Origin of the sequence: Bordetella bronchiseptica (genome assembly GCF_900636925.1) — a bacterium.
In the GTDB taxonomy this organism is placed as follows: domain Bacteria; phylum Pseudomonadota; class Gammaproteobacteria; order Burkholderiales; family Burkholderiaceae_B; genus Bordetella; species Bordetella pertussis.
The window spans coordinates 565,500-586,846 of the sequence record NZ_LR134326.1 but is presented as its reverse complement, the minus strand read 5'-3'; the positions used below and the strand labels follow the sequence as shown (position 1 = coordinate 586,846).

20 protein-coding genes are annotated in these 21,347 nt (G+C 68.5%); 6 read left to right on the top strand and 14 right to left on the bottom strand.

Features of this window, described 5'->3' with window-relative positions; translation table 11 throughout:
* Positions 1-50: 50 nt before the first annotated feature.
* Genes zapD through EL288_RS02790 form a run of 3 tightly spaced genes read right to left on the bottom strand, consistent with a single transcriptional unit; the run spans position 51 to position 2,337 of the window.
* Entirely contained in the window at positions 51-803 is a 753-nt protein-coding gene (gene zapD, locus EL288_RS02800) for a cell division protein ZapD (protein ID WP_023853184.1), read from the bottom strand.
* A 41-nt stretch (positions 804-844) separates the two neighbouring features.
* The gene (gene coaE, locus EL288_RS02795) at positions 845-1,495 is read right to left on the bottom strand and encodes a dephospho-CoA kinase (protein ID WP_010927124.1); all 651 of its coding nucleotides are present in this window, start codon (positions 1,493-1,495) and stop codon (positions 845-847) included.
* 2 nt (positions 1,496-1,497) lie between these two features.
* Positions 1,498-2,337 (bottom strand): prepilin peptidase, encoded by an 840-nt coding sequence (locus tag EL288_RS02790; protein ID WP_033459008.1) that lies wholly within the window; start codon positions 2,335-2,337, stop codon positions 1,498-1,500.
* A 240-nt stretch (positions 2,338-2,577) separates the two neighbouring features.
* Between EL288_RS02790 and EL288_RS02785 the strand changes: the two genes are divergently transcribed.
* Complete coding sequence (locus tag EL288_RS02785; protein ID WP_003815047.1) at positions 2,578-3,321, top strand: copper resistance protein NlpE N-terminal domain-containing protein; 744 nt, start codon at positions 2,578-2,580, stop codon at positions 3,319-3,321.
* 82 nt (positions 3,322-3,403) lie between these two features.
* On the opposite strand, the gene EL288_RS02780 is transcribed toward EL288_RS02785, so the two are convergent.
* The 4 genes from EL288_RS02780 to EL288_RS02765 form a co-directional block, all read right to left on the bottom strand.
* Positions 3,404-3,751 carry a LuxR C-terminal-related transcriptional regulator gene (locus EL288_RS02780; RefSeq protein ID WP_003815049.1) on the bottom strand — a complete coding sequence of 116 codons (348 nt, stop codon included), beginning with the start codon at positions 3,749-3,751 and terminating at the stop codon, positions 3,404-3,406.
* Positions 3,752-3,848: 97 nt separating this feature from the next.
* Positions 3,849-4,691, bottom strand: coding sequence for a pantoate--beta-alanine ligase (panC, locus tag EL288_RS02775; protein ID WP_003815051.1), 843 nt, complete (start codon positions 4,689-4,691; stop codon positions 3,849-3,851).
* 44 nt (positions 4,692-4,735) lie between these two features.
* Complete coding sequence (locus EL288_RS02770; protein WP_003815053.1) at positions 4,736-5,623, bottom strand: segregation and condensation protein A; 888 nt, start codon at positions 5,621-5,623, stop codon at positions 4,736-4,738.
* Positions 5,624-5,649: 26 nt separating this feature from the next.
* Positions 5,650-5,838 carry a DUF3460 family protein gene (locus tag EL288_RS02765; RefSeq protein ID WP_003815055.1) on the bottom strand — a complete coding sequence of 63 codons (189 nt, stop codon included), beginning with the start codon at positions 5,836-5,838 and terminating at the stop codon, positions 5,650-5,652.
* 97 nt (positions 5,839-5,935) lie between these two features.
* Between EL288_RS02765 and EL288_RS02760 the strand changes: the two genes are divergently transcribed.
* Together EL288_RS02760 and glpK are read left to right on the top strand one after the other, a co-directional pair.
* Entirely contained in the window at positions 5,936-7,393 is a 1,458-nt protein-coding gene (locus EL288_RS02760; protein WP_033451374.1) for a DHA2 family efflux MFS transporter permease subunit, read from the top strand.
* The gene (gene glpK / locus EL288_RS02755; RefSeq protein WP_015040573.1) at positions 7,380-8,906 is read left to right on the top strand and encodes a glycerol kinase GlpK; all 1,527 of its coding nucleotides are present in this window, start codon (positions 7,380-7,382) and stop codon (positions 8,904-8,906) included. The genes EL288_RS02760 and glpK overlap by 14 nt, the downstream gene beginning before the upstream one ends.
* A gap of 18 nt (positions 8,907-8,924) precedes the next feature.
* Here glpK and EL288_RS02750 read toward each other — a convergent pair whose 3' ends face one another.
* From EL288_RS02750 to EL288_RS02725, 6 genes are all read right to left on the bottom strand, one after another.
* The gene (locus EL288_RS02750; protein ID WP_003815061.1) at positions 8,925-9,392 is read right to left on the bottom strand and encodes a CopD family protein; all 468 of its coding nucleotides are present in this window, start codon (positions 9,390-9,392) and stop codon (positions 8,925-8,927) included.
* Positions 9,392-10,414 (bottom strand): Bug family tripartite tricarboxylate transporter substrate binding protein, encoded by a 1,023-nt coding sequence (locus EL288_RS02745; protein ID WP_003815063.1) that lies wholly within the window; start codon positions 10,412-10,414, stop codon positions 9,392-9,394. Before EL288_RS02745 ends, EL288_RS02750 begins: the two co-directional genes overlap by 1 nt.
* A 120-nt stretch (positions 10,415-10,534) precedes the next feature.
* The gene (locus tag EL288_RS02740; RefSeq protein ID WP_003815064.1) at positions 10,535-11,275 is read right to left on the bottom strand and encodes an amino acid ABC transporter ATP-binding protein; all 741 of its coding nucleotides are present in this window, start codon (positions 11,273-11,275) and stop codon (positions 10,535-10,537) included.
* A gap of 54 nt (positions 11,276-11,329) precedes the next feature.
* On the bottom strand, positions 11,330-12,430 hold the full coding sequence (locus tag EL288_RS02735; RefSeq protein ID WP_003815066.1) for an amino acid ABC transporter permease: 1,101 nt from the start codon (positions 12,428-12,430) through the stop codon (positions 11,330-11,332).
* A 1-nt stretch (position 12,431) separates the two neighbouring features.
* Entirely contained in the window at positions 12,432-13,622 is a 1,191-nt protein-coding gene (locus tag EL288_RS02730) for an amino acid ABC transporter permease (protein WP_033451376.1), read from the bottom strand.
* A 119-nt stretch (positions 13,623-13,741) separates the two neighbouring features.
* Complete coding sequence (locus EL288_RS02725; RefSeq protein WP_003815070.1) at positions 13,742-14,758, bottom strand: amino acid ABC transporter substrate-binding protein; 1,017 nt, start codon at positions 14,756-14,758, stop codon at positions 13,742-13,744.
* Positions 14,759-15,076: 318 nt separating this feature from the next.
* Here EL288_RS02725 and EL288_RS02720 point away from each other — a divergent pair, with 318 nt between their 5' ends.
* The 3 genes from EL288_RS02720 (at position 15,077) to cheD (ending at position 17,546) form a co-directional block, all read left to right on the top strand.
* The gene (locus tag EL288_RS02720) at positions 15,077-15,748 is read left to right on the top strand and encodes a cell division ATP-binding protein FtsE (RefSeq protein ID WP_003815073.1); all 672 of its coding nucleotides are present in this window, start codon (positions 15,077-15,079) and stop codon (positions 15,746-15,748) included.
* Positions 15,745-16,653 carry a cell division protein FtsX gene (locus EL288_RS02715; RefSeq protein ID WP_033452690.1) on the top strand — a complete coding sequence of 303 codons (909 nt, stop codon included), beginning with the start codon at positions 15,745-15,747 and terminating at the stop codon, positions 16,651-16,653. The genes EL288_RS02720 and EL288_RS02715 overlap by 4 nt, the downstream gene beginning before the upstream one ends.
* Before the next feature lie 212 nt (positions 16,654-16,865).
* Complete coding sequence (gene cheD / locus EL288_RS02710) at positions 16,866-17,546, top strand: chemoreceptor glutamine deamidase CheD (protein WP_003817642.1); 681 nt, start codon at positions 16,866-16,868, stop codon at positions 17,544-17,546.
* Between the two features lie 90 nt (positions 17,547-17,636).
* Here the strand turns inward: cheD and EL288_RS02705 are convergent, their stop codons facing one another.
* Positions 17,637-21,245 carry an indolepyruvate ferredoxin oxidoreductase family protein gene (locus tag EL288_RS02705; protein ID WP_003815079.1) on the bottom strand — a complete coding sequence of 1,203 codons (3,609 nt, stop codon included), beginning with the start codon at positions 21,243-21,245 and terminating at the stop codon, positions 17,637-17,639.
* Between the last annotated feature and the right edge of the window lie 102 nt (positions 21,246-21,347).

The following is a 21,347-nucleotide window of genomic DNA, read 5'->3' as shown; positions in this document are numbered from 1 at the left end:
CGGCCCGGACAGGGGCAACGCGGGCGATGCCGGCCGGCGCCGGCGCGCCGTCAGGAGCTGCAGAGCGACATCTGGAACGCCACGTCGCGCGACACCTGCTGCGGCTTGACCTCGCCGTCCTGGGTCGAGAAGCGTATCCAGACCATGTACTTGTTGGCGCTGATCTCGGGAAAGACGCCGAGGCTGGGATCGACCCAGACGCGCAGCAAATGGTAGATCTTGCCGGCCAGCATCTGCTGGTAGCCGCCCTGCTCGGCCGCGATATCGGCGCGCCGCCCGGATTCGCGCAGCAGCCGCAACGCCATGGACAGGCCTTCATGCAGGGGCAGCAAGGGGGCCAGCCAGCTTTGCAGGTCGGCGCAGCGCACCGACTCGGGCTTGTTCTGCCAGGCATGATAGGACGGCATGTCCACCTGCGTGGCGCCGCCCGGCACCGCCAGCCTGCCGCGCAGGCTGACCAGCCATTCGTTCTCGCGCAATGCCTGGCCGGTCTTGCCCTGCGCCGCCAGCGCCGCCACCACGCGCTCCATGTCGCGCAGCATGGCCTCCAGCGCATCCTGGGCCACGCCGGGATGGTCGCGCAGCCCCACCAGGGCCATGCGCTGGCGCTCCAGGTCCTGCAGCACCGCGCCCTTGATGTCGGTGCGCTCGCTGGCATCGAGCAGATCGAACAGGGAGGAAACCGCGATCTGGTGCAGCCGGGCGTCGCCCTCGCGCGCGAAGAAGAACAACCTGTCGAACAGGTACTCCAGACGCAGATAGGCCCGGATACGTTCGTTGAAAGGGTATTCGTACAGAATCACGCTTGCCACAGGCCCGTCGGTGATCGGCCCGCGGGCCGGGGTTATTCAGGGGTACCGGCCGCCTTGCCGCCTGGCTGGCTGGCCGCGCCCGCCAGCGCGAGCCAGCGGTCGTGCAGAGTTCTTGCCCGCGCGCGCAAGGTATCGGGCGAGGTGGCGCCATCGTTGACGATGACGTCGTCCGCGGCCTCCAGCCGGGTTGCCCGCGCAGCCTGTGCCGCCATGATACGCCTGATGGCCGGCTCCGTCAGCCCGCTGCGTTTCTGCACCCGGGCGATCTGCGTGGCCGGGTCGCAATCGACCACGCAGATGCGGTCGACCCGGCCGCGCCAGCGGCCGGATTCGACCAGCAAGGGCACGACGAAAACCAGGTACAGGCCGCGCGCCTGTGCGGCGGCCTGCTCGGTGTGCAGGCCGATCAGCGGGTGCAGCAGGGCTTCGAGGCGGCCGCGCGCCGCGGGTTCGCGAAACACCAGGTCGCGCATCCAGGCGCGATCCAGCGCGCCGTCGGCGGCCACCGCCTGCGGGCCGAATTCGCGCGCGATGGCCGGCATGGCCGCGCCGCCGGGCGCGGTCAGCGCATGCGAAATCTCGTCGGCATCGATGACGCTGGCGCCCCATTCGGCCAGCATGTCGGCCACCCGGGACTTGCCCGAACCGATGCCGCCGGTCAATCCGATCTTGTACATGCCCATCCTCAATAGAACTGCAGCCAGGCGGGCCGGCCCGCCGCCAGCAGCATCAGGATACCGCCGAGCGCCAGGTAAGGACCGAAAGGCAGCGGCTGCCCCCTGCCGACCCGTCCGGCCAGCCGCAGGCTCCAGCCCACCAGCACGCCCGCCAGCGAGGCCCCCAGCAGCAACCACGGCAATGCCCCCAGCCCCAGCCAGGCGCCCAGCGCCGCCATCAGCTTGAAGTCGCCATGACCCATGCCGTCGCGCCCGGTCAGCAGGCGGAAGAAATGAAAGATCACCCACAGGAACAGATAGCCCGCGACCGCGCCCAGCACGGCCAGCGGCAGCGGCGCCAGCGCGCCGTCCAGGTTGACCAGCAGGCCGGCCCAGATCAGCGGCAGGGTCACCGCATCGGGCAGCAGGCTGTGTTCGAGATCGATCCAGGCCAGCGCCAGCAGCGCGCCGGTCAGGCCCATGGCGGCCAGCGCCATCGGCGTGGGCCCGAAGCGCCAGGCGCAGGCGGCAAACAGCACGGCCGCGGCCAGCTCGAGCATGGGGTAGCGCAATCCGATGGGCTGCCGGCAATGCCCGCAGCGGCCGCGCTGCAGCAACCAGCCGGCCAGCGGAACGGCGCGCCAGCCACGCAAGGCGGCCTGGCACGACGGGCAATGCCAGGCCGGCCGCCACAGGCCATAGCCCGACTCGGCGCCGCCGTCGTCCTCGCGCATGGCCGTGCGCCATTCGCGCTCCATCATGCGCGGCAGCCGATGCGCCACCACGCTGAGCCAGCTGCCGGCCACGAGCCCCAGCAGGGCGGCCAGCACCACATTCAACGCCGGATCGAGCGGGAAGACATGCCACATGGCGCCAGGAGGTACACGGAAAGGGAGGACAAGAAGAGGAAGCGCCGGACACCCGGCGCGTACCGGACCGGAAGGTCCGCCAGGGCCGGGCGGCAGCGCGATGCCGCAGGCGGCATTATTGCGGCGCGCCCCGATTTGCACAAACGCCGCACTTGCGCACGCAAAGCCGCGACAATGTATCGGATCTTCTCATAAGTGCGTAGAATCGCAGTTACAGAACAACCAACCGGACACGCTGCCATGTCTGCCCCACTCGATACGCCCGCGCTTCGTCTCAATACCCGTTTTGCGACCGGAATCGTACTGGCAGGCACCCTGGCCCTGGCCGGCTGCGCGCAACAGCGCAGCGCCGGCTATTACGACCCGCCCGGCGCCAGCACCATCACCGACGCCCAATACCAGGGCCAGGCGGCCGGCTACCGTACGGTGGTGCACGCGCCGTCGCAACTGCAGATCGAGCTCAAGCCCAACCAGCCCGCGCGCCAGCAAAACGCCCAGGCCCAGGCCGGCCAGCAATCCACCGAGGACGGCACGGCCGTGCCCGAAGGCCAGGCAGCCCCGCAGCCGCAGCCCGAGACGGCCAGCCCCGGCGCGCAAGCCATCATCCCGCAGGCGCAAACCTACCAGGGCACTTTCCCGTGCTTTGCCGCCGGCCTGGCTTGCGAAGCCCAGCGCGTCACGCTGACCCTGGCGCCCAACGGCCGCTGGCGCAGCCGCACCAACTACCTGGACAAGCAACCCCAGGCCAGCGCCCCCGTGGCCGAGCAAGGCTGCTGGGACGCCACCCAGGAACGCCCGCCCCGCGTGCTGCTGCTCGACGGCAGCGGCAACATGCGCGCCGAGCTGGTCATGACCGCCAACAACGTGCTGCGCGTACGTTCGGTGGGCGGCCGTACCCCCAACCTGAACTACAACCTCACCCGCCAGCCCGATCTGGACGCCATCGCCGAGCTCGACAAGCAGGCCGCGCCCAAGTGCCCCTGATGCGGCGCTGACGCGCCGCGGGCAGGCCTGCCATGCGCGCAGGCCGCCCGCCCGCGACGCAGAGGCACCGAAACCCGAGGACTCAAGACTCGCCGGCCGGGGTCGCCCCCTGCCCCGCCATGGACGTGGCCGCGCGCCGATGCGGACACATGCGGCAGGCCAGCTCGAACGCGTTGCGCACGCCCAGCTTGCGGAAGATGCGCGCGCGATGCGCTTCGGCGGTACGCCGGGAAATACCCAGATCGATGGCAATGACCTTGTTTGCCTTGCCTGCCGCCAGATAGGCGGCCACCTGGCGCTCGCGTGCCGTCAAGGCGGCCGGCGGCCGAGCCTCGGCGCGGCCGCCAACGGAAGGCGCGATCGGATGGCAGATGGATACGACAGGCAGGGCCGGCTGCGCGGATGAGGCGTTGCCAGGCGTGGGAAGCATGGGACCTCCTTTGCAAACTACGATTGCAATGCAGTCTGCCACGCCCGGCCTGCGCCGAGAAGCTGTCAAATTTGACAGGATCTGCCGCGGCCGCGGCTCAGAACTCCAGGTTGTCGATCAGCCGCGTGGCGCCCAGCTTCGCGGCGGCCAGCGCCACCAGGGGCTCGCCGGCGCTCATCTCGGCCACATCGGGAGCCTTCAGGTCGCGCTGGCGGCGCACCGCCACGTAGTCGACCTTCCAGCCACGATCGGCCAGGGCCTGCGCGGCCACCCGTTCGAGCGCGGCCGGGTCCTGCTCGCCGCCGGCGCGGCGCTGCGCGATGCCGCGCAGCGTCTCGTACAGCACCGGCGCCTCGGCGCGCTCGGCCTCCGACAGGTAGCGGTTGCGCGAAGACAGCGCCAGGCCGTCATCGGCGCGCACGGTTTCGTGCGCCAGGATCTCCACCGGCAGCTGCAATTGCCGGCACATGTTGCGCACCACCATCAGCTGCTGGTAGTCCTTCTTGCCGAACACCGCCACGCGCGGCTGCACACAGGCCAGCAGCTTCATCACCACGGTGCACACGCCCGTGAAAAAACCCGGGCGGAACTCGCCCTCGAGGATATCGCCCAGGTCGTCGGGCGGCAGCACGCGGTAGTTCTGCGGCTCCGGGTACATCTCGCGCTCGTCGGGCGCGAACACCAGATAGACGTCGCGGTCGCGCTCCATCTTCGCGACATCGTCGGGCAGCGTGCGGGGATAGCGGTCGAAATCCTCGTTGGGGCCGAACTGCAGCCGGTTGACGAAAATACTGGTCACCACCGGGTCGCCATGCTGGCGCGCCAGCTTCATGAGCGCCAGGTGTCCTTCGTGCAGGTTGCCCATGGTGGGCACGAACGCCACGCGGTTCTGGCCGCGCAGGTGGTCCCGCAGGTCCTGGATGGTGTGTACGACTTTCAAGGGGGTTCTCCGGAAGGGCCGGGTCGGGGATGGGGCCGGCCGCCTTACGCGGCGGCGGCCACGCTGGCGTAGGCCAGGCGCACGTAGATGGGCGCGTAGGGCTCGGCCTGGGTGATGTCGAGCAGGGATTCGCGCGCCAGTTCGAGCATGGCGATGAAGTGCACGACCACCACGGCCACCGGAGCGCCCTCGTTGATGCGTTCGAGGAAGAGCTCGCCGAACTCCATGAAGCGCACGTCGTTCAGGCGCCGCAGGATGTGGGTCATGTGGTCGCGCACCGACAGCTGTTCGCGCGTGATGTGGTGGTGCTGGTTCAGGCGCGCCCGCTTCATGATGTCGGCCCACGCGGCGCGCAGGTCGTCGACGCTGACCTCGGGCAGCATGCGCTCGACGCTGATCTCGGCCACCGCCTGGCTGCGCACGAAATCGCGCCCCAGCTGGGGCAGCGCGTCCAGCTTCTGCGCCGCCAGCTTCATCTGCTCGTACTCGAGCAGGCGACGCACCAGTTCGGCGCGCGGGTCCTCGGGCTCTTCGCCGGTGTCCGACTTCTTGACCGGCAGCAGCATGCGCGACTTGATCTCGATCAGCATGGCGGCCATCAGCAGGTATTCGGCCGCCAGCTCGAGGTTGTGGACACGGATCTGCTCGACATACGACAGGTATTGCCGCGTGACATCGGCCATCGGGATGTCGAGCACGTTGAAGTTCTGCTTGCGGATCAGGTAGAGCAGCAGGTCGAGCGGCCCCTCGAACGCCTCCAGGAACACTTCCAGCGCGTCGGGCGGAATGTAGAGGTCGGTGGGCAGCTGGAACAGCGGCTCGCCGTACAGGCGCGCGAACGCCACGCTGTCGACCACGTCGGGCGTGCTGTCGACCTGTGGCTCCACGAGCGCCGCCAGGTCGTCGCCGGAAATCGAGGCGTTATGTGCCATATGCGCCGCGCACGGGCCCGTGGGTATCAGTCGGCCTGATACACATAGGGCTTCTGCGGCACGCGGGCGGCGCGAAAGCCTTCGAGCAGCTCGGTGTTCTGCGCCTTGTCCCACAGGCGGGCGCGGCCTTCGCGCTGGCGCTGCTCGGTGTCCGGATGCGCGGTCTTGTATTCCTTGAGGAAGCGGGTGATCTCGGATTCGTAGTTTTTGGCCATGACAACAGCTTCAGCAGGTTTCAGATAGGGGGAGTTTACTTCAGGCGGGCCCCGGGCCGGCGTTACAATCGATTGACGCCTCTTGCGTCCCCCAGACATGTCCGCAGACCCCGCCACAGCCGCCGCGCCCCCTCCTCTCGCCAACCCGGACGCCGCCCGCGCCGCCCGCATGATTCCCTTCATCGTGGGGTGCGCGCTGTTCATGCAGATGCTGGACTCCACGGTGGTGGCCACCGCCCTGCCGGCCATGGCCGCGGCGCTGGGCTCCACGCCGGTGCGCCTGAACGTGGCGATCACCTCGTACCTGCTGGCGGTGGCAGTATTCGTGCCCATCAGCGGCTGGGCCGCCGACCGCTTCGGCGCGCGCCGCGTCCTCATCGCCGCCATCACCCTGTTCACCCTCAGCTCCGTGGGTTGCGCGCTGTCGCAGAACCTCGGCCAGCTGGTGGTCGCGCGCATCGTCCAGGGCATGGCCGGCGCGATGATGGTGCCGGTGGGCCGCATCATCCTGCTGCGCACCGTGCCCAAGCAGGACTTGCTCAAGGCCATGTCGTTCCTGTCCATACCGGCGCTGCTCGGCCCCGTGATCGGCCCGCCGGTGGGCGGCTTCATGGTCACGTACATGTCGTGGCACTGGATTTTCCTGATCAACATCCCGATCGGCATATTGGGCATCGCGCTGGTGCTGCGCTTCGTCAGCGAGATTCGCGAGGAAAACGCCCCGCGCCTGGACCTGCCCGGCTTCCTGCTGAGCGGCATCTGCCTGGCGGCGCTGGTCAGCGCCTTCGAGGCGCTGGGCCACGGGCTGCTGCCGCCGCTGGAGCTGGGCGCGCTGATCGCCGCCGGCCTGCTGTGCGGCGTGCTGTACGTATGGCATTCGCGGCGCGTCGAACACCCCATCCTGGACCTGTCGCTGCTGCGCACGCCGACCTTCGCCATTTCGGTGCTGGGCGGCAACCTGTGCCGCTTCGCGGTGGGCGCCGTGCCTTTCCTGCTGGCCATGCTGCTGCAGGTCGGCTTCGGCCTGTCGCCGTTTGCCGCCGGCATGATCACCTTCGCCAGCGCCGCCGGCGCGCTGCTGATGAAATTCGTGGCCACGCCCATCGTCACCCGCTACGGGTTTCGCCGCGTCCTGACGATCAACGCCATCCTCACCGGCCTGTTCATCGTCGCCTGCGCCGCCTTCACCCCCGTGACGCCGGCCTGGGCAATGATCGCCGTGCTGCTGGCCGGCGGTTTCTTCCGTTCGCTGCAATTCACGGCGGTAAATACGCTAACCTATGCCGATATCGGCCCCGAACGCATGAGCCGCGCCAGCAGCTTCGCCGCCATGGCGCAGCAGCTCGGCATCAGCCTGGGGGTCGGCGTGGCGGCCGTCACGCTCAACGTCAGCATGGCGGCGCGCGGCGCCGCCTCGCTGGCCATCGGCGACGTGGTGGTCGGCTTCATGGTGGTCGGCGCGCTGTGCATGCTTTCGGTGCTGTCGTTCCGCCGTCTGGCGCCATCGGCCGGCGCCCAACTTCAGAACGTCAAGGTTCCCCGTGACGGCAAATGAATTCATCCTGGCGCTGGACCAGGGCACGACCAGCTCCCGCGCCATCGTGTTCGACCGCGCCGGCACGGTGCGCGGCATGGGGCAGCGCGAATTCCGCCAGCACTACCCGCGGCCGGGCTGGGTCGAGCACGATGCCGGCGAAATCTGGCAAAGCCAGCTCGAGGTCGCGCGCGAGGCGCTGCGCAACGCCGGCGCCAGCGCCGCCGACCTCGCCGCGCTGGGCATCACCAACCAGCGCGAAACCACCCTGATCTGGGAGCGCGCCACCGGCCGCCCGCTGGCCCGCGCCATCGTCTGGCAGGACCGCCGCACCGCGGCGATGTGCGAAAAACTGCTGCACGACGGCCACGGCCGGATGCTGCAGGAGCGCACCGGCCTGGTCGTCGACGCGTACTTTTCCGGCACCAAGCTGGCCTGGCTGCTCGATCACGTGCCGGGCGCGCGCAAGATGGCCGAGCGCGGCGAGCTGGCCTTCGGCACGATGGACACCTGGCTGGTCTGGCAGCTGACCGGCGGCGCCGTGCACAGCACCGACCCGAGCAACGCCTCGCGCACCATGCTGTTCGACCTGCACGCCCAGGACTGGTCGGACGATATCCTGGCCCTCTTGAACATTCCGCGCGGCATATTGCCGCGCATCGCCCCCAGCAGCGCGCGCATCGGCGAAACCCTGCCCGAGTGGCTGGGCGGCTCGATACCCATCGCCGGCGTGGCCGGCGACCAGCAGGCCGCCACGTTCGGGCAGGCCTGCTTCACGCCGGGCATGGCCAAGAACACCTACGGCACCGGTTGCTTCATGCTGATGAACGTGGGCGACGCGCCGGTGGCCTCGCGCCACAACCTGCTGTCCACCGTGGGCTGGAGCCTGCCGGCGGGCAACGCCACGCACGCCACCTACATGGTGGAAGGCGGCGTGTTCATGGCCGGCGCAGCGGTGCAATGGCTGCGCGACGGCCTGGGCATCATCCAGCGCTCGGCCGACATCGAGGCCCTGGCGGCCAGCGTGGCCGACACGGACGACGTATTCATGGTGCCGGCCTTCGCCGGCCTGGGCGCGCCGCACTGGGATCCCTACGCGCGCGGCACGCTGGTGGGCATGACGCGCGGCACCACGCGCGCCCACATCGCGCGCGCCACGCTCGAATCGATCGCGCTGCAAAGCGCCGAACTGCTGTCGTGCATGAATGCCGACAGCGGCATCCCGCTGTCCGAGCTGCGCGTCGACGGCGGCGCGGCGCGCAACGACCTGCTGATGCAGATGCAGGCCGACCTGCTGGGCGTGCCGGTGGTGCGCCCGCGCGTGCCCGAGTCGACCGCGCTGGGCGCGGCCGGGCTGGCGGGCCTGGCGGTCGGGTTCTGGTCGAGCCTGGACGAGTTCGGCGCGCAGTGGCAGGCCGAACGCACTTTCGAACCGGCCTGGCCGGCCGATGTGCGCGAAGCCCGCATGCAACGCTGGCGCCAGGCGGTGGAGCTATCGAAGGGCTGGTCGCGCCCTGCCGCCGGCCACGCGTGAAGGCGCGGCGCCGGCGCGTCACAAAGACGGCTTGACCACGGCCAGCAGCACGATCGCGGCGCTGGCGAAGAACACCGCCGCGCCGCCCGCGGCCAGCCACGCCGGCGCGCCGGCCGCGGGGCTGGCCAGCTGGCGGCGCAGCACCAGGCTTTGCGCGCCATGCAACACGACCAGCAGGCCCACCAGGGCCAGCTTGACGTCCAGCCAGGGTTGTCCGAACCACCCGGCCATCGAAGCCAGATAAAGGCCGCAACCCACCCCCAGCAGCATGGCGGGCGAGATCAGCCACCGGTTGCAGCGCGCCAGGCGCTGCGCGAAACGGCCGGGTCCCTGGCCCTGGCGGGCCGGAAACGCGGTCACCGAGCTGAGCACCAGCAGCCCCAGCGTCCAGGCGGCCATCGCCGCCACGTGCACGATCTTGATCCAGGAATACAACATTGGGTACGACGGCCGGGGCCCGCGGGCGCCCGGCCGGCCTTCCGGCATCAGTTCAGGCTGGCGCCCGAGATCTTGACGATTTCCTGGTACTTGGCCATTTCCTGCTTCACGAATGCGGCGAAGGCGTCGGCCGTCATCGGCTCGGCCTCCGACCCCATGGTCAGCAGGCGCTGGCGCACGTCGGGCAGACGCATCGCGTCGGCATAGGCCTTGTTCAGCTTGGCCACCACGTCCGCGGGCGTGCCGCCGGTGGTGAACACGCCGAACCAGGTTCCCAGGTCGAAGCCCTTGACGCCGGCTTCTTCCACGGTGGGCACGTCGGCCAGCAGCGAGGAGCGCTTGGCGGTGGTCACGGCCAGCGCCTTGACCTTGCCGTCCTTGATCAGGGGCGCGGCGGCGGCCAGGTTGTCGAACATGAAGTCCGACTGGCCCGACAGCAGGGCCAGCTGGGCCGGCGCGGCGCCCTGGTAGGGAATGTGCTCGGCGGCGATGCCGGCGCGCGCCTTGAGCAGCTCGCCCGACAAGTGGCCGGCGCTGCCGTTGCCGCCCGAGCCGTAGTTCAGGCGGCCGGGGTTCTTTTTGGCATAGGCCAGCAGGTCGCCCAGGTTCTGGATGTTGTTCTTCTCGGCGAACTCGAGGTTCATGACCAGCACGTTGGGCACCGACGCCACGATGGTGACCGGGGCGAAGTCCTTGACCGGATCATAGGGCAGGTTGGCGAACAGCCACGGGTTGATGGCATGCGTGGCGACCGCGCCCATCACCAGGGTGTAGCCGTCCGGCGCGGCCTTGGCCACCAGGTCGGCGCCGATGTTGCCGCCCGCGCCCGAGCGGTTTTCGACGATGATGGGCTGGCCCAGCGATTCGCGCACCTTCTCGGCCAGCAGGCGGGCCATGGAATCGAGCGGGCCGCCGGGCGGGTAAGGCACCACGAAGCGCAGCGGCTTGGCGGGGAAAGCGTCGCCCTGCGCAACGGCCGGGGCCGTCCACGACAGGCCTGCCGCCACGGCCAGGGCCCCGCCCAGCAGGGCGCGCCGCGTGGCGGAAACGAAGGAATGGGAGCGGGACATAAGCGGGTCTCCTGTGCTTTTTGGCGTCTGTGCGGCCCGTAGCATACTCCAGTGTCCCGCCGGGCGATCCGCCGGAAAGCCCGGCGCCAGCGCCGTTTCCCGCCGCCCCGGCCCACCGCCTCAGTGCAGGATCTGGCTCAGGAACAGCTTGGTGCGCTCGTTCTGCGGATTGTCGAAGAACTCGTCGGGCGTGTTCTGCTCGATGATCTCGCCACGGTCCATGAAGATCACGCGGTTGGCCACCTTGCGGGCAAAACCCATCTCGTGCGTGACGCACAGCATGGTCATGCCGCTTTCCTGGGCCAGCCGCACCATCACGTCCAGCACTTCCTTGACCATCTCCGGGTCCAGCGCCGAGGTGGGCTCGTCGAACAGCATGATCTTGGGGTTCATGCACAGCGAGCGCGCGATGGCCACCCGCTGCTGCTGGCCGCCGGACAGCTGCCCCGGATACTTGGTGGCCTGCTCCGGGATGCGCACCCGCTCCAGGTACTTCATGGCGGTGGCCTCGGCCTCGGCGCGCGACTTCTTCAGCACCCAGGTCGGGCCCAGCGTCAGGTTCTCCAGCACGGTCAGGTGCGGGAACAGGTTGAAGTGCTGGAACACCATGCCGACATCGCGGCGGATCGCCTCGATGTGCTTGAGATCGTTGGTCAGCTCGGTGCCGTCGACGATGATGTGCCCTTGCTGGTGTTCCTCCAGCCGGTTGATGCAGCGGATCATGGTGGACTTGCCCGAACCCGACGGGCCGCATACCACGATGCGTTCGCCTGGCGCGACGTCCAGGTTGATATTGCGCAGCACGTGGAACTGGCCGTACCACTTGTTCACGTCCTGCATGCGAATGATGGCATCCGTCACGGATGTACTCCCTCAATGGCGCCGGCGCCCGTGCGTCGGGGCGCCGGCAAGTTGCTAGCGTTGATGGCCGGTCGCCAGGCGGTGCTCCAGCGCCTGGCTGTACTTGGACATCGAGAAGCAGAACACGAAGTAGATCAGGGCGATGAACACATAGGCCTCGACCCCGAAGCCGCGCCACGCGGCGTCCGACAGCGCGGCCTTGGCGGCCAGCGTCAGGTCGAAGATGCCGATGATCACGACCAGCGACGTATCCTTGAACAACGCAATGAAGATGCTGACCAGCGGCGGGATGACGATCTTCAGCGCCTGCGGCAGGATTACCTTGCGCATCTGCTGCCAGTAGGTCAGCCCCAGCGAGTCCGCCCCTTCGTACTGCCCCTTGGGAATGGCCTGCAGGCCGCCGCGCACGGTCTCGGCGATATAGGCCGCCGCGAACATGATGATGGCGATCTGCGCCCGCAGCAGCTTGTCGATGGAAAAACCCTCGGGCAGGAACAGCGGCAGCATCACCGACGACATGAACAGCAGGCTGATCAGCGGCACGCCGCGGATCAGCTCGATGTACACGACGCACAGCGCCTTGATGGCCGGCATGCGCGAGCGCCGGCCCAGGGCCAGCAGCACGCCGAACGGAAACGCCAGGGCGATGCCGAAGGTGGCCAGGATCAGGGTCAGCGGCAGGCCGCCCCAGCGCGCGTTCTCGACGTAGGTCAGGCCCAGCACGCCGCCCCACATCAGCACCGCGACCGCGCTCAGGCCCACGATCCAGACCAGCGCCAGGCTGGGCTTCCAGAAGCGGCGCATGCCGCTGCACACGATCACGGCGATCAGGATGATGGTGGCCAGCAGCGGCCGCCACTGCTCGTCGTACGGATAGGTGCCGAACAGGATCAGCCGATGCTTCTCGACGATGAAGGCCCAGCAGGCTCCCTCCGACTGGCGGCACTCCTGCGCCGAGGTGGCGGTGAAATTGGCGCCGATCAGCGCCCATTCGACCAGCGCAGGCACGGCCATCAGCACCAGCCATGCCAGCAGCACGGTGGCCAGGATGCTCAGCGGCGAGGAGAACAGGCGGGTACGCAGCCAATGCCAGACGCCGACATGGCCGGACGGGGGAGGCAGCGCCTCGCCGGGGGTATGCGTAGCACTGCTCATGTCAACGCTCCACCAGCGCGATGCGCTTGTTGTACCAGTTCATGAATATCGAGATCGTCAGGCTGACCGTGAGGTAGGCCCCCATGATGATCAGGATGCCCTCGATGGCCTGGCCGGTCTGGTTGAGCGTGGTGTTGACCACCGAGACGATGTCCGGGTAGCCGATGGCCACGGCCAGCGAACTGTTCTTGGTCAGGTTGAGGTACTGGCTGGTCATCGGCGGGATGATGACGCGCAGCGCCTGCGGCAGCACCACCAGGCGCAGCACCTGGGCGCGGCGCAGCCCCAGCGAGCCGGCGGCTTCCCATTGCCCCTGGTTGACCGCCTGGATGCCCGAGCGCACCACTTCGGCGACGAAAGCCGAGGTGTAGATCACCAGCCCGGCCAGCAGGGCCGCGAACTCGGGCGACATGTTCAGGCCGCCCTGGAAGTTGAAGCCCTTGAGCGCCGGCATGTCCAGCGCCAGCGAGGCGCCGCTGGCCAGCCAGCCCACGATGGGCAGCCCGATCAGCAGGGCGATGGCGGCGCGGCCCAGCGGGAATATCCGGCCGGTGGTTTCCTGGCGCTTGCGGCCCCAGTGGCCCAGCACGATGATGGCCACGATGGCCAGCGCCAGCCCGCCCAGCATCCAGTCCAGCGCGTTGCCTTCCAGGCTGGGAACGCGCACGCCGCGATTGGAGATGAACACGCCCGGCAAGGGGTTGTGCGCCTGGCGCGGCCCCGGCATGTTCTCGGTGATCAGCGCGTACCAGAAGAACAGCTGCAGCAGCAGCGGCACGTTGCGCATGACTTCGACATAGATCGAGGTCAGGCGCGCGACCAGCCAGTTCTTGGACAACCGGCCGATGCCGATGAGGGTTCCCAGCAGGGTGGCGAGCACGATGCCGATGACGGCGACGCGCAGTGTGTTGAGCACGCCGACCAGGATTGCGCGGCCATACGTGTCCGAAGGGGAATAGGCGATGGGCGTTTCGCCTATCGCGAAACCGGCCTCGCGGTCGAGGAATCCGAAACCCGTGGCGATATTGCGCACCGACAGGTTGTGCAGCGTATTGGAAACCAGAAACCACGCCACCAGCGCAACCACGACCAGCGCGACGAACTGGTAGACCACGGCGCGCAGGCCGGGATCATTCCAGTTGAGACGACGTCGCGGTGCCGGAATCGGGGCGTTTCGATTGGTAGTCGTCATAAATCAATCTACAGAGTCGGACGTTCGGCCGGCGCGGACGCGCCGGCCTGCTTTGCGCCCGCTCGCACGGACCGGGCAAGGGCTGCCGCATGGCCGCCCTTGCCCGCTTCAGGAGCGGATCAGCGCACCGGCCAGCCGTACATCAGGCCACCCTGCTTGTACGAGGCATTCAGTCCACGCTCCAGCTTCATGGCGCTGCTCTTGCCGAGCGTGGCCTCGAAGCTCTCGCCATAGTTGCCGACCTGCTTGATGATGTTGAAGGCCCACTTGTCGTCCACGCCCAGGTTCTTGCCCATGCCCGGCGTCACGCCGAGAATGCGCTGGATGTTGGGGTTGGAACTCTTGGCCATTTCGTCGACGTTCTTGGACGTGATTCCGTATTCCTCGGCCTCCAGCATGGCGTTGAGCGACCAGCGCACGACGTTGAACCACTGCTCGTCGCCCTGGCGCACCATCGGCCCGAGCGGCTCTTTCGAGAAGTCCTCCGGCAGGATGACGTAGTTATCGGGCTTTTCGAGCGTGGTGCGCGTCGAGGCCAGCTGCGACTTGTCGGTCGTGAAGGCATCGCAACGGCCCGCCGAGAAGGCGCGCACGATCTCGTCGTACTTGTCGATCACGACAGGCTTGAACTCGATCTTGTTGCCGCGGAACCAGTCGGCCAGGTTGAGCTCGGTGGTCGTGCCCGGCTGCACGCAGACGGTGGCGCCGTTGAGCTCTTTGGCGCTCTTGACGCCCAGCTCCTTGGACACCATGACGCCCTGGCTGTCATAGTAGTTGACGCCCACCCCGATCAGGCCCAGCGTCGTGTCGCGCGTCAGCGTGACGGTGGTGTTGCGGGTCAGCACGTCGACCTCGCCGGACTGCAGCGCGGTGAAGCGTTGTTGCGTATTGAGCGGCGTGACCTTGAACTTCGACGCATCGCCGAACATGGTGGCGGCGATGGCGCGGCACATGTCCACGTCCAGCCCCTTCCATTCACCCTTGCTGTCGGCGATCGAGAAACCCGGGATCCCGGTCGATACGCCGCATTGCACAAAGCCCTTCTTCTTCACGTTGTCGAACGTGGCGCCCGCGTGCGCGACCGACCCCGCGGCAAACAGGGCAGCGCCGGCAGCGGCCAGCTTGAGCATCTTCATGTGTTGATCTCCTGTTAGGACAACATCGAATACGCGAGGCCTCGTAGACCAACGCGCTTGGGCGGATGGTAGCGTTCGGATTAATTTGGGGACATGGGGGAAATCCCTTTTAGGGTAATTCACGAAAACGGGGACATCTGTTTGAGATGCGCGTCCCACGCGCCAGGGTACGCGTCATGCGGCGGCGCGCCATTTGCGGCGGCTATCTTGCAGAACGGCACGGGCGCCGGCGCGCCGGCATGCCGGCCGCCTGTCGCGAATTGTCATCGCCGGGCGCGCGCGCGGGGTTACTATTGCGACTTCTTCCTATACCTCGCCATGATTGAATTCCAGCACGTCTTCAAATCTTACGGGCGCGGCCGAAATATCCTGGCCGACATCAACTTTCGCATCAGCGCTGGAGAGTTCGTCTTCGTGTCCGGGCCGTCGGGCGCCGGCAAGTCGACATTGCTCAAGCTGATCGGCGGCCTGGAGCCGCCAAGCCGCGGATCCATCCAGGTCAACAACCAGCGGCTGGACAGACTGCCCAGCCGGGCCCGGCCGTATCTGCGGCGCGCCGTGGGGGTGATCCTGCAGGACACGCACCTGCTGTACGACCGCAGCGCCTTCCAGAACGTCATGCTGCCCCTGGCGGTGACCGGCCAGGCCCCGGACTCGGCCGCCGCGCGCGCCCGCGCCGCCCTGGACAAGGTCGGCCTGGCCGGCAAGGAAGACCTCAATCCCATCGAACTGTCGGGCGGCGAACAGCAGCGCCTGGCGATCGCCCGCGCCATCGTCAACCGGCCGGCCATCCTGATCGCCGACGAGCCGACCGCCAACCTCGACCATGACAACGCGCAGCGCATCATGAATGTGTTCCGCGACTTCAACCGCGTCGGCGTGACCACGCTGATCGCCTCGCACGACCAGGACCTGATGGCCCGCTACGCCACGCGCACGCTCAGCATCGAGCACGGGCGCTTCCACGACACGCACGGAGGCCAAGCATGAAGGCCTGGTTGCGACAACACCGCTACGCGCTGGCGATCACCCTGCGCCGGCTGGCGGCCCAGCCGTTCTCGTCGCTGGCCAACCTGCTGGTCATGGCGCTGGCGCTGGCCCTGCCGCTGCTGGGCAGCGCCATCCTGGTTTCGGTCCAGCCCCTGGCGCGCCAGGTATCGGTCACCCCCGAGCTGACCGTGTTCATGCAGACCCAGGCCCCCGCCACGGCGGCCGGCGCGGTGGCCGGGCGCATCGGCCGCGACTACGCCAGCCAGATCGCCGCGGTGCGGGTGGTGCCGCGCGACCAGGCGCTGGCGGCGCTGCGCGACAACCCCGCCTGGGAGCAGGCCCTGGCCGTGCTGCCCGGCAATCCGCTGCCCGACGCGGTGGTGGTGACGCTGGCCGACGGCGAGAACCTGGCCGGGCGCGCCGGCGCGCTGGCGCAGGACTGGGGCAAATGGGACGGCGTGGACCAGGTGCAACTGGACAGCGCCTGGGTGCAGCGGCTGGAAGCGCTGCTGCGCTTTGCCCGCATCGGGCTGGCGTTCCTGGCGGCCTGCGTGGCGGTGGTGGTGCTGGCCACCGTGTTCAATACCGTGCGCATGCAGGCCATGACCCAGCGCGAGGAAATCGCCGTGGCGCGCCTGGTGGGAGCGACCGAGTCCTTCGTGCGCCGCCCGTTCCTGTACCAGGGCGCCCTGACCGGCGCCGTATCGGCCCTGATCGCCATCGGCGCGGCGGCCATGGCGCTGACCCCGCTCAACGATGCGCTGCTGGGGCTGGCGCGCAGCTATGGGGCCGAATTCGCCCTGCACCTGCCCGGCCTGCCGGTGCTGGCCGTGGCCGTCATCGCCGCCGGCGTGCTGGGCGCGCTGTCGGCGCGCTGGTCAGTGACCCGCAGTACGCGCTTTTAAGCCCCTTGTTCCGCCGAAAGCAGGCGCGCATTCCCGGGTAAAGTCCAGACTTGCCCGGGAAACCGGGCTCGCGCCGAAAAAGGGACACACCCCCTGTCCGCGCGAACGCAAAAATTCACTTGTATGTCGATTTTTTGCAAGGAATAATCACAATTTGAATAAAACTTCGGCGCGCCCGGCTTCGTGCCCGCCGGCCGAGCCCCTGCCCTGCCATGCCTGCCCGACTTGATGCCCGCGCCACGCGCCGCTATTTCGATAGCGCCTTCAACAGTCCGGCCGTCAAGATCCTGCCGAACGAGTATTACGTCACGAACGGCGAGGACGTCATGCTGTCGACCGTGCTGGGTTCCTGCGTGGCGGCCTGCATCCACGACCCGGTGATCGGGGTAGGCGGCATGAACCACTTCATGCTGCCCGAAGGCGACATCCATTCGCCGGCCTCGGCCACCATGCGCTATGGCGCCTTCGCCATGGAAGTGCTGATCAACGAACTGCTCAAGGCCGGCGCGGTCCGCGAGCGCCTCGAAGCCAAGGTGTTCGGCGGCGGCGCGGTGCTCAGCGCCATGCAGCTGATGAATATCGGCGAGCGCAACGGCCAGTTCGTGCTGAATTACCTCAAGACCGAAGGCATCCCGGTGCGCGCCCAGGACCTGGGCGACGTCCACGCCCGGCGCATCAATTACTTCCCGCGCGACGGCCGCGTCATGGTGCGCAAGATGGCGCCGCACCACCAGAAGGCCGAGGCGCTGATCGCACAGCGCGAAGCCGCGGCCGCCCAGACGGTCCAGGCCGAAACCCGCGCCGCCCCGCGCGTGGAGCGCTTCGCGCGCCCCGGCGGCATGCGCGTCGAGCGCTTCGACACGCCCAGTCGCCGCGATCCGGTGGGCGCGTAGTTCCCCTGGGTGCCTGTCCCCGCCGTTCATGGCGCATGACGGGGTGCCTGTCCCGGCGGGGACAGGCACCCGGCTCCGCGCTGGCCACGGTCAGGCGGCGCGCACCCCGCCGCCGATCGGCACCACCGAGGCGCTGAATTCGCGCATCAGTTCGGCGCGGCGGACATCGGCGCGCGCCATGGCGGCCTCCTTGATGTGGCCATAGCCGCGGATCTCCTCGGGCAGGCTGGCCAGCGCGACGGCGTGCTCCAGGTTGCCGCGGTTCAGCTTGGGCAGGATCGCGCCCAGCTGCTCGCGGTATTGCTCGATCAGCGCGCGCTCGGCGCGCCGCTCGGCCGTGTACCCGAACACATCGAAGGCCGTGCCGCGCAGAAAGCGCAGGCGCGCCAGCGCGCCGAACAGGCGCAGCGTGGCCGGCCCATAGCGGCGCTTGACCAGGTGCCCTTCGCTGTCGCGCTTGGAAAACAACGGCGGCGCGAGGTGGAAGTTCAGTTTCCAGTCGCCTTCGAACTGCGCGTCGATGCGCTTGAGGAACTCGCCGTCCGAGTACAGGCGCGCCACTTCGTACTCGTCCTTGTAGGCCATCAGCTTGAAGTAATAGCGCGCCACCGCCTCGGCCAGCCGCGTGGTGCCGGTGGCGGCCTGCTCGGCCGCGGCCACCTGGTCGACCAGATCCTGGTAGCGCCGCGCATAGGCTTCGTTCTGATACTGCGCCAGGAACGCGCGGCGGATCCGCGCCAGCGCGCCCAGCTCGCCGGCCGGACGCTTGAAGTCCACCACGGCGCCCTGCCCGCGCTTGACTTCGACGATGCCTTCGTCGCCCGCCGCCGGCTGGCCCTTGCCGATCAGCGCCTGCACCTGCGCCAGGTCGTGGGCGGCGCGCCGCCCCCAGGCGAACGCGGCCAGGTTGTTCTCGACCTGCTGGCCGTTGAGTTCGATGGCGCGCTGCATCGCGGCCTCGCCCAGCGGCAGCCAGCCCTTCTGGTAGGCATAGCCCATCATCAGCGGATTGGCGTAGATCGCGTCGCCCAGCAGGCCGACCGCCAGCTCGGCCGCGTCGATGGTGGCCACGTTGTCCGCCCCGCACGCCTTGGCCAGGTCGGCCTGCAGGTTGGAGCCGGGCAGGGTCCAGTCGGGATCGTGGACGAAGGCGGCCGTGGGCGCGACGTCGCTGTTGAGCAGCGTATGCGTGCGGCCCGGGCGCATGCGGGCGATGGCCTCGGGGCTGGTGCCCACGACCAGGTCGCCGGCCAGCACCAGGTCGGCCTCGCCCATGGCCACTCGCGTATTGAGCAGTTCGCCCGGCGTGGGGGCCAGCACGACGTGCGAGTACACGGCGCCCCCTTTCTGGGCCAGGCCCGCCATGTCCAGCACCGAACAGCCCTTGCCTTCCAGGTGCGCGGCCATGCCCAGCAACTGGCCGATGGTGACCACGCCGGTGCCGCCCACGCCGGCGATGAACACGCCGTAGTGGCCGGCCAGCGCGTCGGCGCGCGGCGCCGGCAGGCCCTGGTCGATGGCGTCCTGCTGCGCCAGCGCGCGCGGCTTGCGCAGGCGTCCGCCCTCGACCGTGACGAAGCTGGGGCAGAAGCCCTTCAGGCAGGAATAATCCTTGTTGCAGCTGGACTGGTTGATGGTGCGCTTGCGTCCGAACTCGGTTTCCAGCGGTTCGACCGACAGGCAATGCGACTTCTCGGAACAATCGCCGCAGCCTTCGCAGACGCGTTCGTTGATCACCACGCGCAAGGCCGGGTCCGGATAGGCGTTGCGCTTGCGGCGGCGGCGCTTCTCGGTGGCGCAGGTCTGGTCGTAGACCAGCACCGACACGTCGGGATAGGCGCGCAGCTCCTTCATGACCGCGTCCAGCTCGTCGCGGTGCTTGACCGGCACGCCCGGCGCCAGGTCGGTGACGTGGCGGTATTTCTCCGGCTCGTCGGTGACGACGACGATCTTCTCGATCCCTTCGGCGGCCATCTGGCGCGTGATCATGGGCACGCTGATCGGACCGTCGACCGGCTGGCCGCCGGTCATGGCGACGGCGTCGTTGAACAGGATCTTGTAGGTGATGGGCACCTTGGCCGCCACGGCGGCGCGGATCGCCAGCAGGCCCGAGTGGTAATAGGTGCCGTCGCCCAGGTTGGCGAATACATGCTTTTCCTCGGTGAACGGCGCCTGGCCCACCCACGGCACGCCCTCGCCGCCCATCTGGGTGAACACCTGGGTGTTGCGGCCCATCCAGGTCACCATGTAGTGGCAGCCGATGCCGGCCATGCCGCGCGAGCCCTCGGGCACGCGGGTCGAGGTATTGTGCGGACAGCCCGAACAGAACCACGGCTTGCGGTCCACCACCAGGCGCGGCCGGGCCAGCGCCTGCTCGCGCTCGGCGATGAAATCCAGGCGCGCCTGGATGCCGGCGCGCACGTCCTCGGGCAGCTCGAAGCGCAGCAGGCGCGCGCCGATGGCCTTGGCCACCATGGCGGGCGAGAACTCGTAGTGCGCCGGCAGCAGCCAGTTGCCCTGCGGCACCGACCACTCGCCGCCGTCCTTGTCGTCGAACTTGCCGACCACGCGCGGGATCTTCTTGCCGGTGCCGATCCAGCTGAACAGCTCTTCCTTGAGCTGGTATTCGAGCACCTGGCGCTTTTCCTCGACCACCAGGATCTCGTCGAGATCCTCGGCGAACCGCTGCATGCCGGTGGCCTCCAGCGGCCACACCATGCCCACCTTGAACAGCCGTAGCCCGATGCGCTTGCAGATTTCCTCGCTCAGGCCCAGGTCGGCCAGCGCCTGGCGCGTGTCCAGGTAGGCCTTGCCCGAGGTCATGATGCCGAAACGCGCCTGCGCGTTGGGCACCTGCCACATTTCGCGGTTCAGCCGGTTGGCGCGGGCGTAGGCGAGCGCGGCGTACAGCTTGTAGTCCAGCAGCCGCGCCTCCTGCTGCAGCGGCGTATCCGGCAGGCGGATGTTCAGCCCGTCGGGCGGCAGCTGGAAATCCTCGGGCAGCACGATGCGCGTGCGCTCGGGGTCGACCTCCACCGAGGCGGACACCTCGACGATGTCGGTGATGCATTTCATGCCGACCCACACCCCGGCATAGCGGCTCATGGCCCAGCCATGCAGGCCGTAGTCCAGCACTTCCTGCACGCTGGCGGGAAACAGCGCCGGGATCATGCAGGCCTTGAGAATGTGGTCGCTCTGGTGCGGCAGCGTCGACGACTTGGCCGGATGGTCGTCGCCGGCCACCACCAGCACGCCGCCGTGGCGCGAGGTGCCGGCCGCATTGGCGTGCTTGAAGACGTCGCCGCAGCGGTCCACGCCCGGCCCCTTGCCGTACCACATGCCGAACACGCCGTCGTACTTGGCGCCCGGGAACAGGTTGACCTGCTGCGAGCCCCACACGGCGGTGGCGGCCAGGTCCTCGTTGATGCCGGGCTGGAATTCGATGTGATGCTGCTTCAGGTACTTGGCGGCCTTCCACATGTTCTGGTCGACCCCGCCCAGCGGCGACCCCCGGTAGCCGGACACGAAGCCGGCCGTGTTCAGCCCGGCGCGCTCGTCGCGCACGCGCTGCATCATGGGCAGGCGCACCAGCGCATGGATGCCGCTCATCCAGGCGCGGCCGGCAGTCAGGGTGTATTTGTCGTCCAGATGTACGGACTCAAGCGCCGCGCGCTGCGCGGGCGTCAGAGGGGCATTCATGTCTACTCCATTTGTAAGGGGTGTCCGAACCAGCCACGCGCTCAAGCCCTTGTGAGGCAACGGCAACAGATCCGGGCGCGTCTACGCCTTTCTTCTTTTCCT